This window comes from Sphingomonas sp. GlSt437, assembly GCF_048015635.2.
In the GTDB taxonomy this organism is placed as follows: Bacteria; Pseudomonadota; Alphaproteobacteria; order Sphingomonadales; family Sphingomonadaceae; genus Sphingomonas.
Window position 1 is genome coordinate 625,876 of record NZ_JBPGYA010000002.1, and the last position, 13,112, is coordinate 638,987.

Genomic DNA, 13,112 nt, shown 5'->3' on the forward strand with positions numbered 1-13,112 from the left:
ATTTTTTCGCTCGCCCCGTGCGGATCGCCCGCTCCGGTGCCGTCTTCCTCATGACAGGGCAGCGGGCCCTGTAAGGTCGCACGCGGCAATGCCGCACTTGTCCGGGGGGACAATAGTGTATCAGTATTTCGATCAATTCCATGTATTTGACCGCACACTGCCCGGCGTTGCGGCGCTCGAATGGTCGGTGATCATCCCGTTCCACAACGAAGCCGACTGGATCGCCGGCACCATCGCCAGCCTCGCCGATCAATCGGTGCCGTTCGAGCTGATCCTGGTCGATAATGGCAGCACCGATGGCAGCGGCGCGATTGCGCGCGACGCCGCCGCCAAGCTCGGCGTGCCGCATCGGCTGATCGTCGAAATGCGGCGCGGCAAGGTGGCCGCACTCGCCGCCGGGCTGCGCCAGGTGGCGACGCGCTGGGTCGCGACGTGCGACGCCGATACTTTCTATCCGCGCGATTATCTCGCCACGGCGGGCGCGCTGCTGGCACGCAACGGCTGCGTCGCGACGAGCGCCTATTTCCTGGGCGAAGGCGATTGCGCCGAGGCCAAGGCCCGCGCTTATCGTCGCCTCGACTTGTCGACCCGGGTGCTCGGGCGGCAATGCCACACCGGTGGCGCGGGCCAATGCTTCGACACCGCGGTGCTGCGTCAGGCCGGCGGTTTCGACCCGACGCGCTGGAACCTGGTGCTCGAGGATCACGAGATCGTCCATCGGGTATTGCGCCATGGCCGCATGGGCCATGCCGAAGGTCTCTGGTGCCTGCCCGCGCCGCGCGAACGCAAGCGCCGCTCGACGCGGTGGACGCTGATCGAGCGCATCGCTTACCACGCCACCGCCAGCTGGCACGGCGAATGGTTCTTCCAGCGCTTCCTCGCGCCCCGGCTGCAGCGCCGCGCGCTCGGCAGCGAAGCGCTGCGCGTGTGCGGCGCCGCGCCCGACTCCATCCGAAAGGATTTCGGCGATGCGCCGGCTTATTCTGTGTTCGGATGACTTCGCTTTCTCGCGCGGGGTGAGCGAGACGATCGTCGAGCTGGCGCTCGACGGGCGGCTCAACGCGATCAGTTGCATGGCGGTGATGCCCGGCTGGGACGCCGATAGCGAGCTGCTGCGCCTGCTCGGGCCGGGCGTGCAACTGGGCCTTCATTTGACGCTGACCGGCGAGAAGCCGCTGACCGATCTCAGCGCGCTGGTCGATGCCGATGGTCGCTTGCCCGGCATCAACCGGCTGCAGCGGCTCGCTCGGCTGGGGAAAGTGCCGCTCGATGCGGTGGCCGGCGAAGTCGCCGCGCAATTCGATCGGTTCGAAGCCGCGCTGGGCCGCGTGCCCGATTTCGTCGATGGTCACCAGCATGCGCATCTGCTGCCGGGCATTCGCGCTCGCGTGCTGGCAGAAACCGCGCGGCGTGCCCCCAAGGCCTGGCTGCGCGATTGCACGGATAGTCCGCAGGGTATCGCCGCCCGCCCCTATCGCTGGAAAGCCGTCGGCAGCGCGCTCCATTCAGCCGGCCTCGCCAAGGCCGCCGCGCGCCACGGCCTCAGCCTCAATGCGGGCTTTGCCGGTCATTACAGCTTCAGCGGCGATTATGCCCGGCTGTTCCCGGCCTTCCTGCGCGCGCCCGGCAAGACGCATCTGGTGATGTGCCATCCCGGCGCCGGCAAGGTCGCCGGCGATGAAATTGCAGCTGCCCGCATCGTCGAAGCGAAGGCCTTGAAGAGATTGGCCGTTAGGGACATGGCTGCTGACCATGGACTGGTGTTTTCGGCATGATGATTCTTGCCTGCCTTTTTGCCAATGCCGACGCCCGGCGTGACTGCCGGGCTGCAGGGGACGTTTCTGGCGGAACGGCCCCGGCTGCTGCGCCTGTTGCGCGCGCGGCTGGGCGGCGAGGAGGATGCCGAGGAAGCGCTGCAGGATTTGTGGCTGCGGCTGGAAAGCGCGCGACCGGGGCCAGTGGCGGAGCCGGTCGCTTATCTGTTCCGCATGGCCAACAATCTGGCGACCGACCGGCGGCGATCGGGGCTGCGGCGCGGCGCCTTGGAGACGGCGTGGCACGAGGTGTTGCCGCAGGGCCACGAGCACCCGGACGCGGAACGTGCGGCAATCGCGCGCGACTGGCTGACGCATGTAGAGGCCACGATCGCCGCCATGCCCGAACGGATGCGCGAGGCCTATCGGCTGTTCCGGCTGGAAGGATTGGCGCAGCGCGACATTGCGCGACGCATGTCGATCAGCGTCAGCGCGGTCGAAAAACTTTTGCAACGGGCTTATGCCAGACTCGAGCGACTGGAGGATGAGTCCGATGTCGACGACTGACGCCACGATGCGCGACGCGATCAGCTGGTACGTTCGCCAGAACGACCTCGATGCGGCTGGCTGGTCGGCCTTCACCGACTGGCTGGAGCGCGACCCGGCGCATGCGCAAGCTTATGATCGGCTGTGCCTGGACGATGCGACCACCGCGCCGATCGCGCCGGAAATGCGGCGAGCCGACACCGTCGCGCGTCCCGTTTGGGGACGGCGCCGGCGCTGGGGCGTGATGGGTGGTGGCTTGGCGGCGGCGGCCGCGCTGGCGCTGACGATCGGCCTGCCGCGCCCGGCGACCCCGCCGACGCTCTATGCCGCGGGCGGTGCGCCGCGCACGCTGGCGCTTGCCGGCGGATTGAACATCGATCTCGCGCCGGGCAGCCGGCTGAGCATGGCGAGCGATGATGGCCGCACGGCAACGCTTGCCGCGGGCACCGCGCTGTTCAAGGTCCGCCACGATCCCGCGCATCCCTTTGAAGTGCGCGTTGGCGACCATGTTATCCGCGACGTTGGCACAGTGTTCCAGATCAGCGTTACCCGCGCCGGCCTCGACGTGACGGTGAGCGAAGGTGAAGTGCAGGTCGACCCTGACGGCAATGGCTGGCGCGTCACTGCCGGGCGCCGCCTGACCATCGACCAGAAGCATGCCGAAGCACGGTTCGAACCGGCGAGCGCGGCGGAGCTGGGCGCCTGGCGGCTTGGCCATCTCGACCTTGTCGGTGTGCCGTTCGGCAGCGCGGTGGCAGCGCTGGGCCATGCCGACGGCGTCGACGCGCATATTACCCCGGACTTGTCGAGCAGGCGCTTCACGGGCAACGTGAAACTGACTGGGGACGCGGCGCGGGACATGGCCCGATTCGCTGAATTGACGGGGACGGTCGCGAAACCTGATGGCGATGGCTGGGTCATCGCGCCAGAAGAGGGCGCTCGCTAGCGGCTTTGCCATTGGGTTGGCGGCGCTGCCCTCCGTTGCGCGCGCGGGCGGCCAAACCGAAGTCCATATTCCGGCCGGCCCCCTCGATCGGGCGATCAGCACGCTCTCACGCGAGCTCGGCGTCGATATCGTCAGCACCGAGCCGGGATTGAGCCAGCGTCGCGTGGCGGCGCTCGACGGGCGATTGTCGGCGGCCAAAGCGCTGGCCAAATTGCTTGCCGGCTCCGGATATCGCGCGCGGCGCGCCGGGAGCGGCTATCGGATCGTCGCGGCGCCTAAGGCGCTCGCGATGGACCCACCCCGGCCCCGACCGGCGACCGATGGGCCCGACATCGTTGTCACCGCGAGCAAGCAGCGGATCGACTTGCGCTCCTATCCCGCCACCGCGCATGTCGTCGATTTGGCGAGCACGCTCCGCTACCAGACCAGCGAGCCCGACAGCGACACGCTCGCTCAGGCCATCCCGGTGATTGAGCAGACCGCGCTGGGGCCGGGCCGCAACAAGCTGTTCGTGCGCGGCATTGCCGACAGCAGCTTCACCGGCGCAACGCAATCGACCGTCAGCCTCTATTTCGGCGATGTCCCGCTCACTTATTCGGGCGCCGACCCTGATCTGAAGCTGGTCGACGTCGCTCGCGTCGAAGTGCTCGAAGGGCCGCAAGGCACGCTTTACGGGTCCGGCGCGATCGGGGGCATCATTCGCATTACGCCCAACGCCCCCGACCTGACCCGCGTATCGGCCCGCATTGGCGCCGGCGTCAGCGACACGATCGGCGGCTCCCCCGGTTATGATGGCGATGCGACGGTCAACCTGCCGGTCGTCCGCGATCTCGTTGCCACGCGGGTGACGGCGTATCGCGAGCGGGAAGGCGGCTTCATCGATGACCGCCAGCGCAAGATCAACGATGTCAACACCACCACGACCACCGGTGCCCGTTTTGAAGTGCGCGCCACGCCGGGCACGGGATGGGAAGTGACCGGCGGCGGCGTCTGGCAGCAGATCAACACTGATGATCTCGGTTACGTTCAGCTCAACACGCCGCCGTTCACGCGCCGATCGCGCCTGGCCCAGCCCTTTGCCGGCCGTTTCCTGCAAGGCCATGCCACGCTGGTGCGCCGCTGGTCGGATGGGCTGGAGCTGACATCGGCCTTTGGCTGGGCCAGCACGCGACAATCCGAAACCTTTGATGCCTCGTCGATCGCCACCGCCGGCACAATCTATCTCAACGAGATCGACAGCCGGCTGCTAACGCTCGAATCGCGCCTATCACACAAGATTGCGCATGGCAGCTGGGTCGTCGGCGCCGTGCTGCTGCGCAATGTGAGTGAGCAGAACCGCGCGCTCGCCAGCCCCACAACCTCCACGGAAATTGTCGGCGTCACCAACGTTGCGCAGAGCGCGTCGGTCTTCGGCGAATATACGCGCAACCTGACGCCGCATCTTTCGGCAACATTGGGCGTGCGCGGCACGATCGGGCGCAACGAAGCGACACCGAGCGTCCGCCAGCCGGGCAGCGCCTTTTTCGGCGGCCAACGCACCGAGCGCTTCGACCCGACGCTGGCGATCAGCTATCGACTGAATAGCGAGACGTTGATCTATGGCCGGGCGCAAACCGGGTACCGTACCGGCGGTCTCGCGGTGGCGCGGGGCGCGGGGCGCATCGCCGAGTTCCAGCCCGACTCGATCGTGATGGGCGAAATCGGCATCCGCTATCATCATGTCGGCGCGCACCCGTTCAATTTCTCCAGCGCGATCGCCTATTCCCGGTGGGACAACATCCAGGCCGATTTGTTCAGCTTGCGCGGCCAGCCCTTCACCACGACGCTCGGCAACGCAACGATCGCGAGCGGGGAAATCAGCGCAAGTTGGGAGCCTATTGCGGGGCTCCGTGCCGAAACCGCGATCCTTATCACCGACAATTATGTCAGCGGCCCCATCGCCAACACGTCCGTCAAAAATAACCGGCGACTGGCGCAAGTACCGCCGGTTTCGGGGGATGCGGCGCTGAGTTATCGCTGGGCCAAGACCGAAGTCGCGGTGACCACGCATTATGTCGGCCGCGCCGTGCTCGGCACCGGCGACACGCTCGATATCTCGCAAGACCCCTATGTTTTGCTCGGCGCCCGGCTCAAGCACGAGATCGGGCGTGCGGCGATTACCCTGAGCGGCGACAATCTGCTCAACAGCCACGCCAACCGCTTTGCCTTGGGCAATCCGTTGATGCTGGCGGCGCGCAACCAGTTCACGCCCTTGCGACCGCTGACCATCCGCTTGGGCGCCGAGATCAGCTTCTAGACCAGCGCGCCCAGATGGCGGTGGGGAGCAGCAGCCCGCGTGCTTCCTCGCGCACCACGAGTTCCCCCGCCTCGACCGTGCCGCCGAGATCGCCCAGCGCCTGGCGCAGCAATTCCTCGATCGCCAGCGCCGACAGCCGGACGGCATAAACGGTGAGGAACAGGAAGCGCGACTCGCCATCGAGCAACCGCCGGCAATCGGCGATCAGCGCGGGCAGGTGCTCTTCGAGCTTCCACACCTCCCCCTCAGGCCCTCGCCCATATTTGGGTGGATCGAGCAAAATGCCGTCGTAGCGCCGGCCGCGCCGGACCTCGCGGGCGACGAATTTGGCGCAATCGTCGACGATCCAGCGGATGGGCGCATCGGCCAACCCCGAAAGCTGCGCATTGCCGCGCGCCGCCTCAACCGACTTCTTCGAGGCATCGACATGCACCATCCGCGCGCCTTTTGCGGCAAGGGCGAGCGTGCCGACGCCGGTATAGCCGAACAGGTTGAGGCAATCGGGGGCGGTTGCGCCGGCGATCTGGCCGCGCATCCATGACCAGACCGGCGCCATGTCCGGGAAAAAGCCGAGATGGCGGAACGGCGTGGTCTGCGCGGTGAAGCGCACGTCATCCCAGGCGAGCGGCCAGCCATCGCGCGGCACTGGGCGATCGAACACCCAGCGGCCGCCGCCTTCCTCGTCGGAGCCGGGGACAAACTCGCCATCAGCTGCCCATGCCGCGCTGGCGGGTGCCCAGAGCGCCTGCGCTTCCGGGCGAATGAAGCGATATTGGCCGTAGCGCTCCAGCTTGCGACCATGGCCGCTGTCGATCAGGCCGTAATCGGCCCAGGGCTTACCGATCAGCGTCTGCAACGTCACGGCCGGGGCGTCGCCCGCTCGGCGATATAGCCCGTGACCGCCGCCAGCGTCGCCGGCAGCGTCGCATAGCGCTCCTCGCGCTCGAACAGATCGCCCATCCGCGCGGGCAAGGTCGGCCGCACGCCCGTCGACCGCTCGACCGCGTCGGGGAATTTGGCCGGGTGGGCGGTGGCGAGCGTGACCACCGGCACATCGCTCGGCAGTCCGGCGCGCCGCGCCGCCGCAAGCCCGATCGCGCTGTGGGGATCGACGATCTGACCACACGCCTCATGCGCCCAGCGCATCGCTAGCGTCATGTCGTCCAGGTCGACGCGATCGCCCGAGAACAGCGCCGCCGCGCCGTCGCGCTGGGCGTTGGTGAGCCGCATCGCCCGCGTCGCCTCGAACCCCGCCATCTGCGCCGCCAGCGCCGCGCCGTCGCGGCCATTGAGATCGAACAGCAGCCGCTCGAAATTGCTCGACACCTGGATGTCCATCGACGGGCTGGGGGTCGCGACGACCTGCCGGCTCGAATAATCGCCATCGGCCAGCGCGCGCGCCAGGATGTCGTTGACGTTGGTCGCAACGATCAACCGCGCGACCGGCAGGCCCATTTGCGCGGCGACATAGCCCGCAAACACGTCGCCGAAATTGCCGGTCGGCACGCTGAATGCGACCGCGCGCTCGGGCGCACCCAGCCGTACGGCAGCATAGAAATAATAGACCACCTGCGCCATCAGCCGCGCCCAGTTGATCGAATTGACCGCGCCGAGCCGATAGCGGCCAGCAAAATCGGCATCGCCGAACATCGCCTTCACCAGCGCCTGCGCGTCGTCAAAGCTGCCCTCGATCGCGATATTGTGGATGTTGGGCGCGAGCACCGTCGTCATTTGGCGGCGCTGCACGTCGGACACGCGGCCCTTGGGGTGGAGCATGAACACGTCGATGCCCGCACGCCCGGCCAGCGCATCGATCGCGGCCGATCCGGTGTCGCCGCTCGTCGCGCCGATGATGGTGAGCGGCTCGGCGCTCCCCGTCAGGAATCGCTCGAACAACAGCCCCAGCAGCTGCAGCGCGACATCCTTGAACGCGAGCGTCGGGCCGTGGAACAGTTCGAGCAGCCAGTGCTGTTGGTCGAGCTGCACCAGCGGCGTCACCGCTGCGTGCGCGAAGCGACCATAAGCGGTCGTGCACAAAGCGGTCAGCTCGTCGCGCGTCAGCGCATCGCCCACGAACGGCGCCATCACGCGCACCGCCGTTTCGACATAGGAACGGCCGCGCAATTTGGCGATCTCGTCCGCCGTCAGGCGCGGCCAGGCGCTCGGCACATACAAGCCGCCGTCGCTTGCCAGTCCGGCGAGCGTCACCCCTTTGAAATCGAGCCGGGGTGCTGCGCCCCGCGTGCTGACATAGTCCATTGGGGCCGAGCGCTTAGCCGTCACTGCTGCGCTGCACAAGCAAGCTCACCCCGCCCGCGCCCGCCGCCGCAGCGCGAGCGCATAGATGACCACGGCGAGGCCGGCGAAGATGAACCACTGCACCGCATAAGCGAGGTGGTTGTTGGGGATGGAGGCGGGGCTCGGCTTCGGGCTCGGCTCGAGACCGGCGGGCGCGGTATCGGCGACGATCATCAGCGGCGCCGGTGCCGCGCGGCTGAACGCAGCCTCGATCAGGCTGGCATGGCTGGGCGCGGCGATGATCGTGCCGCTCACCTTGCCGCCGCGCCATGCCGGGCGGAAATTGGGGTCATGCGTGGTGCCAAGCTCGGCGGCAAAGCCCGGGCCTTCGGCGCCGGTGCGGCATTGCGCGATCAGCCGCCAGCCATGTGCACCCGCGCCCTCTACGGTCCAGGCAGTCGGGTTGAGGCAAAAGGCGCCGGCGCGGCGATAGAGCAGCTTGTCGTCAGTCGAACCCACCGGAAACGCCATCGGCGGCAGCTGCTGGTTTGCCGCATATTGCGCGAGCAGCCGCTCCTTCCACACGCGCCGGTCGAGCTGCCAGAAACCGAGCGCGACCATCGCCGCCACGGCCAGCGCGACGATCGCCGTCGGCAGAATCGGCAGGCGGTTCATGGCCCGCGCGGCGCGATCCGCCCCTCATGCGCGGCCTGGCGGTATTCCACCGCGATCAGCGCAGCCTTGGCGATCCTGAGCGAGCCGATCACCGCGGCGAGCGTCACCGGCAGCCAGACCACGGCGTGAACCCAGAGTGGCGGATGGACGGTCAGTTCCAGCGTAATCGCCGCGGCGACGATGACGGTGCCCAGGATCAGCGTCAGAAACGCCGCCGGCCCATCGCCGACGTTGAAGCTGCTGAAGTCGAGGCCGCAATGGCTGCACCGGGCGGCAAAGCGCGTCATCCCGGCAAACAGCGTGGGCGATCCGCAGCGCGGGCAGCGGCCGCCAAGCGAGAGGCGCACAAGCGGCAGCGCCGGGCCGGAGCCGTCGGCGCTGCCGGTCAGCGGATCATCCGCCATGAACCGGCGCGCCGGCGCCGCCCCAGACGTAAACCGATACGAACAGGAACAGCCACACCACGTCGACGAAGTGCCAGTACCACGCTGCCGCTTCGAAGCCGAAATGCTGGCGCGGCGTGAAGTGACCGGCATAAACGCGCGCCTGGCACACGATCAGGAAGATCGTGCCGATCAGCACGTGGAAGCCGTGGAAGCCCGTCGCCATGAAGAACGACGCGCCGTAATTCAGGCCCGCAAAGTGGAAGGGCGCTTCCGAATATTCATAGGCCTGGATCGACGAGAAGATCGCGCCCAGCGCAATCGTGATCCACAGGCCCGTCTTCAGCCCCTGCCGGTCATTGTGGAGCAGCGAATGGTGCGCCCAGGTGACCGTGGTGCCCGACAGGAGGAGTATCAGCGTGTTGAGCAGCGGGAAGCCGAAGGGATTGATGACTTCCAGCCCCTTGGGCGGCCAGGTGCCGGCGACGCGGGTGACCGTCTGGGTGATGCGGTGGACATCGCCGCCGACAATCTCGACCGGCTGGGGAAATACCGAGAAATCGAAGAACGCCCAGAACCAGCCGACGAAGAACATCACTTCGGACGCGATGAACAGGATCATGCCGTAGCGCAGGTGGAGCTGCACGACCGGGGTGTGATCGCCATGATGCGCCTCACGGATCACGTCGGACCACCAGAGGAACATCGTCAGCAGCACACCGCCAAGGCCCGCCAGAAAGACGAGGCCGCCGGGTGCCGCATTGTGCAGCCACATGATGCCGCCCGACGCCATGACGAGCGCCGCGGTCGCGCCCATCAGCGGCCACAAGCTGGGGTTCAAAATATGGAAATCGTGGTTCTTGGCGCCTGCCATATGCCCTGCCCTTTTGGTCTCGTCCCGATCCGCTCTAGCTTGCCGCTTTGGGCGAATCCACCGGGTAAAATGTGTAGCTCAACGTGATCGTCTGCACGTCTTTTTCGTCGGGATCGTTGAGCATCTTGGGGTCGACGAAAAAGATGACCGGCATGCGCGCGGTCTCGTGCGGCTTCAGCGTCTGCTGAGTGAAGCAGAAGCACTGGATCTTGGTGAAATAGAGCCCCGCCTGCGCCGGCGTGACGTTGAACGTCGCCGACCCGGTGATGGGATGGTCGCTGTTGTTGGTCGCGGTGAAGAAAGCGAGGTTGCGCGCGCCCACCTGCACCTGCATCTGGCGCTGCTCGGGCGCGAAGGCCCAGGGCATATGCGGCGCGACATTGGTGTCGAACTGGACATTGACCAGCCGCCCGACGCCGCCCGGCGCCTGTTGTGCGCGCTGAGTCGTACCGTTGAGGCCGGTGGCCTGGCAGAACATGCGGTAGAGCGGCACGCTGGCCCAGCCGAGCCCGGTCATGCACAGAGCGACGACCCCGGCGATGGCAGCGGTGCGCAGGCGGCGGTTCATGGCGCGCCTGCCTTGATCCGCGCGATCGACACCGCGAACACGAGGACCACGAACGCGGCGAGCGCCACCGCCATCACGATCGCGCGGCTGCGCTGGCGGGCGCGGATCAGATCATCCTGGTCGGGCTGCGGCATCAGGCGATCCACCGATCGACGACGAGCGCCGCGAATAGCAGGAGCACATAGAAGATCGAATAGACGAACAGCGCGCGCTCAGCCTTCATCTCGGCAGGCGTCGGCGCGGCGGCGGTAACGACCCAAAGGTTGAGCGCGATGAACCCGGCCGATAACAGCGCAGCGACGGCGCCGTACAGCGCATGCGCCTCGCCCAACGCCCAGGGCGCCAGCGCGACCGCGCTCATCAGCACGGTATAAATGAGCATCTGCCGCCGCGTCGTCCGCTCGCCCGCCACCACCGGCAGCATCGGCACGCCGCCCTTGGCATAATCGTCACGAATTAGGAGCGCGAGCGCCCAGCTATGCGGCGGCGTCCACAGGAAAATGAGCGCGAACATGAGGAGCGGCAGCGTCGCGACGTGCCCGGTCGCCGCGACCCAGCCGATCAGCGGCGGGAACGCGCCCGCCGCGCCGCCGATGACGATGTTCTGCGGCGTCGCGCGCTTGAGGCCGACGGTATAGACCAGCACATAAAACAGGATCGATCCCGCCAACAGCGCCGCCGCCAGCCAATTGGCGGCAAAGCCCATCAGCAGCACGCTGAACACGCCGAGCCCGACGCCGAACCCGAGCGCGCTTTCGCGGTCCATGCGCTGCGCCGGTAGCGGACGGCCCGCCGTGCGCGCCATCAGCGCGTCGATATCGGCCTCATACCATTGGTTGAGCGCGCCCGCCGCGCCGGCGCCAAGCGCAATCGCCAGCACGATCGCCACCGCAATCGCCGGCGCGACCGTCACCGGCGCCGCGAGCAGGCCACAAAGGCCGGTCAGCACCACCGATCGCATGACGCGCGGCTTGGTCAGCGCGAGGAAATCGCGCCAATCGGCCGGCAGGGCAGCAGTGGACAGGGTCGTCGTGTTCATCAGCTACTTTCCCCCTCCCGCGTGCGGGAGGGGTCGGGGGTGGGTGCCCGGTGTATCACGGGCGGTATCCGCAGGGGTGGAGCGCCGGCCCACCCCTAACCCCTCTCGCTAGCGAGAGGGGAATGGATCAGTCGATGACCGGCAGCGTCTCGAACTGGTGGTAAGGCGGCGGGCTCGACAGCGTCCATTCGAGCGTCGTCGCGCCTTCACCCCAGGGATTATCGGGCGCCTTCGGTCCCGCGATCAGCGACCAGATGATGTTGACGAAGAACAACGCCATGCTGGCGGCCATGATGAAATAGCCGTCGGTCGCGATGTGGTTCCAGTACGCATAGGCCGGGGTGTAGTCCGGAATGCGGCGCGGCATGCCTTCCAGGCCCAGAAAGTGCATCGGGAAGAACAGGATATTCACGCCGACGAAGAACACCCAGAAATGCAGCTGGCCGAGCACTTCGTTGTACATCCGGCCCGACATTTTCGGGAACCAGTAATAGAAGCCGGCGAACAGGCTGAACACTGCGCCGAGCGACAGCACATAGTGGAAGTGCGCGACGACGTAGTAGGTGTCCTGCATGTAATCGTCGATACCGCCATTGGCGAGCACGACGCCGGTCACGCCGCCGACGGTGAACATGAAGATGAACCCGATCGCCCACAGCATCGGCGTCTTGAAGCTGATCGATCCGCCCCACATTGTCGCGATCCAGCTGAAGATCTTGATGCCGGTCGGCACCGCGATCACCATGGTGGCGGCGGTGAAATAGAGCTTCACGTTCACGCTGAGGCCGGTGGTGAACATGTGGTGCGCCCACACGATGAAGCCGACCACGCCGATCGCGACCATGGCATAGGCCATGCCGAGATAGCCGAACACCGGCTTCTTCGAGAAGGTCGAAACGATCTGGCTGACCATGCCGAAGCCCGGCAGGATCATGATGTAGACTTCCGGGTGGCCGAAGAACCAGAACAGGTGCTGGTAGAGCACCGGATCGCCACCGCCGGCTGGATCGAAGAAGGTGGTGTGGAAATTGCGATCGGTCAGCAGCATCGTGATCGCTGCCGCGAGCACCGGCAGCGCGAGCAGCAGCAGGAACGCCGTGACCAGCACCGACCAGACGAACAGGGGCATCTTGTGCAGTGTCATGCCCGGCGCGCGCATGTTGAAGATGGTCGTGATGAAGTTGATCGCGCCGAGGATCGATGAGGCACCGGCCAGGTGAAGCGACAGAATCGCCATGTCGACCGAGGGCCCCGGCTCGCCATAAGTGGAAAGCGGCGCATAGACCGTCCAGCCGGTGCCGGCGCCGCCGAAGAAGGGCGAAGCAAGCAGCAGCGTGAAGCTCGGGATCAGCAGCCAGAAGCTGATGTTGTTCATGCGCGGGAACGCCATGTCCGGCGCGCCGATCATGATCGGCACGAACCAGTTGCCGAACCCACCGATCATCGCCGGCATGACCATGAAGAACACCATGATCAGGCCGTGCGCGGTGATGAACACGTTCCACAGGTGCAGCGAATGGTCGAGACCCGCCTCGCCGCCCGGCAGATATTGCGCCCAGACGTTGAGATACTGGATGCCCGGCTCGGCCAGTTCGAGCCGCATCAGGCCCGAGATCGCGCCGCCGATGATGCCCGCGAAAATCGCGAAGATCAGGTAGAGCGTACCGATATCCTTGTGGTTGGTCGACATGAACCAACGCGCGAAGAAGCCCGGCTTGTGATCGGCGCCATGATCATGGCTGTGATCGCCATGCGCCTGGAAGGCCGAGGGAGTGATGGCGGTATCAGTCATG

General features: G+C 66.6%; 14 protein-coding genes. 5 read left to right on the forward strand and 9 right to left on the reverse strand.

Translation table 11 applies throughout. The features are described 5' to 3' along the window. Positions 1-115 precede the first annotated feature (115 nt). The 5 genes from ACLB0R_RS12470 to ACLB0R_RS12490 are packed head-to-tail and all read left to right on the forward strand — an operon-like array spanning position 116 to position 5,542. A complete protein-coding gene (locus tag ACLB0R_RS12470) occupies positions 116-997 on the forward strand; it encodes a glycosyltransferase (RefSeq protein WP_416643375.1) in 882 nt (293 codons plus the stop codon). After that, positions 969-1,775, forward strand: coding sequence for a ChbG/HpnK family deacetylase (locus tag ACLB0R_RS12475; protein WP_416643374.1), 807 nt, complete (start codon positions 969-971; stop codon positions 1,773-1,775). The genes ACLB0R_RS12470 and ACLB0R_RS12475 overlap by 29 nt, the downstream gene beginning before the upstream one ends. Positions 1,776-1,799: 24 nt before the next feature. Then, positions 1,800-2,321 carry an RNA polymerase sigma factor gene (locus tag ACLB0R_RS12480; protein WP_416643373.1) on the forward strand — a complete coding sequence of 174 codons (522 nt, stop codon included), beginning with the start codon at positions 1,800-1,802 and terminating at the stop codon, positions 2,319-2,321. Continuing rightward, positions 2,308-3,246, forward strand: a complete 939-nt coding sequence (locus tag ACLB0R_RS12485; protein WP_416643372.1) for a FecR family protein — start codon at positions 2,308-2,310, stop codon at positions 3,244-3,246. Before ACLB0R_RS12480 ends, ACLB0R_RS12485 begins: the two co-directional genes overlap by 14 nt. A gap of 16 nt (positions 3,247-3,262) precedes the next feature. Then, complete coding sequence (locus tag ACLB0R_RS12490) at positions 3,263-5,542, forward strand: TonB-dependent receptor (protein WP_434953851.1); 2,280 nt, start codon at positions 3,263-3,265, stop codon at positions 5,540-5,542. Here ACLB0R_RS12490 and ACLB0R_RS12495 read toward each other — a convergent pair. The 9 genes from ACLB0R_RS12495 to ctaD all read right to left on the reverse strand — a co-directional run bounded on the left by ACLB0R_RS12495 (position 5,532) and on the right by ctaD (position 13,111). Next, positions 5,532-6,404, reverse strand: coding sequence for a class I SAM-dependent methyltransferase (locus ACLB0R_RS12495; RefSeq protein WP_416643370.1), 873 nt, complete (start codon positions 6,402-6,404; stop codon positions 5,532-5,534). The two genes, ACLB0R_RS12490 and ACLB0R_RS12495, sit on opposite strands and share 11 nt — an antisense overlap. Next, positions 6,401-7,801, reverse strand: a complete 1,401-nt coding sequence (gene thrC / locus ACLB0R_RS12500) for a threonine synthase (protein ID WP_416643369.1) — start codon at positions 7,799-7,801, stop codon at positions 6,401-6,403. Before thrC ends, ACLB0R_RS12495 begins: the two co-directional genes overlap by 4 nt. Positions 7,802-7,846: 45 nt before the next feature. Further along, on the reverse strand, positions 7,847-8,455 hold the full coding sequence (locus ACLB0R_RS12505; protein WP_416643368.1) for an SURF1 family protein: 609 nt from the start codon (positions 8,453-8,455) through the stop codon (positions 7,847-7,849). Next, positions 8,452-8,859 (reverse strand): DUF983 domain-containing protein, encoded by a 408-nt coding sequence (locus ACLB0R_RS12510; protein ID WP_416643367.1) that lies wholly within the window; start codon positions 8,857-8,859, stop codon positions 8,452-8,454. The genes ACLB0R_RS12505 and ACLB0R_RS12510 overlap by 4 nt, the downstream gene beginning before the upstream one ends. Continuing rightward, positions 8,849-9,712, reverse strand: coding sequence for a cytochrome c oxidase subunit 3 (locus ACLB0R_RS12515; protein WP_416643366.1), 864 nt, complete (start codon positions 9,710-9,712; stop codon positions 8,849-8,851). The genes ACLB0R_RS12510 and ACLB0R_RS12515 overlap by 11 nt, the downstream gene beginning before the upstream one ends. Positions 9,713-9,746: 34 nt before the next feature. Further along, positions 9,747-10,280, reverse strand: coding sequence for a cytochrome c oxidase assembly protein (locus ACLB0R_RS12520; RefSeq protein WP_416643365.1), 534 nt, complete (start codon positions 10,278-10,280; stop codon positions 9,747-9,749). Further along, positions 10,277-10,414: a hypothetical protein gene (locus ACLB0R_RS12525; RefSeq protein ID WP_416643364.1), complete on the reverse strand. Its 138-nt coding sequence runs from the start codon at positions 10,412-10,414 to the stop codon at positions 10,277-10,279. Before ACLB0R_RS12525 ends, ACLB0R_RS12520 begins: the two co-directional genes overlap by 4 nt. After that, complete coding sequence (locus ACLB0R_RS12530) at positions 10,414-11,319, reverse strand: heme o synthase (protein WP_416643363.1); 906 nt, start codon at positions 11,317-11,319, stop codon at positions 10,414-10,416. The genes ACLB0R_RS12525 and ACLB0R_RS12530 overlap by 1 nt, the downstream gene beginning before the upstream one ends. Positions 11,320-11,446: 127 nt before the next feature. Beyond that, positions 11,447-13,111: a cytochrome c oxidase subunit I gene (gene ctaD / locus ACLB0R_RS12535; protein ID WP_416643362.1), complete on the reverse strand. Its 1,665-nt coding sequence runs from the start codon at positions 13,109-13,111 to the stop codon at positions 11,447-11,449. Between the last annotated feature and the right edge of the window lies 1 nt (position 13,112).

Bases quoted from the DNA above. Each gene is read 5' to 3' on its own strand.
- ACLB0R_RS12475 (WP_416643374.1), top strand. From the start codon at position 969: ATGCGCCGGCTTATTCTGTGTTCGGATGACTTCGCTTTCTCGCGCGGG.
- ACLB0R_RS12515 (WP_416643366.1), bottom strand. From the start codon at position 9,712: ATGGCAGGCGCCAAGAACCACGATTTCCATATTTTGAACCCCAGCTTG.
- ACLB0R_RS12510 (WP_416643367.1), bottom strand. From the start codon at position 8,859: ATGGCGGATGATCCGCTGACCGGCAGCGCCGACGGCTCCGGCCCGGCG.
- ACLB0R_RS12485 (WP_416643372.1), top strand. From the start codon at position 2,308: ATGTCGACGACTGACGCCACGATGCGCGACGCGATCAGCTGGTACGTT.
- ACLB0R_RS12530 (WP_416643363.1), bottom strand. From the start codon at position 11,319: ATGAACACGACGACCCTGTCCACTGCTGCCCTGCCGGCCGATTGGCGC.
- ctaD (WP_416643362.1), bottom strand. From the start codon at position 13,111: ATGACTGATACCGCCATCACTCCCTCGGCCTTCCAGGCGCATGGCGAT.
- ACLB0R_RS12480 (WP_416643373.1), top strand. From the start codon at position 1,800: ATGCCGACGCCCGGCGTGACTGCCGGGCTGCAGGGGACGTTTCTGGCG.
- ACLB0R_RS12525 (WP_416643364.1), bottom strand. From the start codon at position 10,414: ATGCCGCAGCCCGACCAGGATGATCTGATCCGCGCCCGCCAGCGCAGC.
- ACLB0R_RS12505 (WP_416643368.1), bottom strand. From the start codon at position 8,455: ATGAACCGCCTGCCGATTCTGCCGACGGCGATCGTCGCGCTGGCCGTG.
- ACLB0R_RS12520 (WP_416643365.1), bottom strand. From the start codon at position 10,280: ATGAACCGCCGCCTGCGCACCGCTGCCATCGCCGGGGTCGTCGCTCTG.
- thrC (WP_416643369.1), bottom strand. From the start codon at position 7,801: ATGGACTATGTCAGCACGCGGGGCGCAGCACCCCGGCTCGATTTCAAA.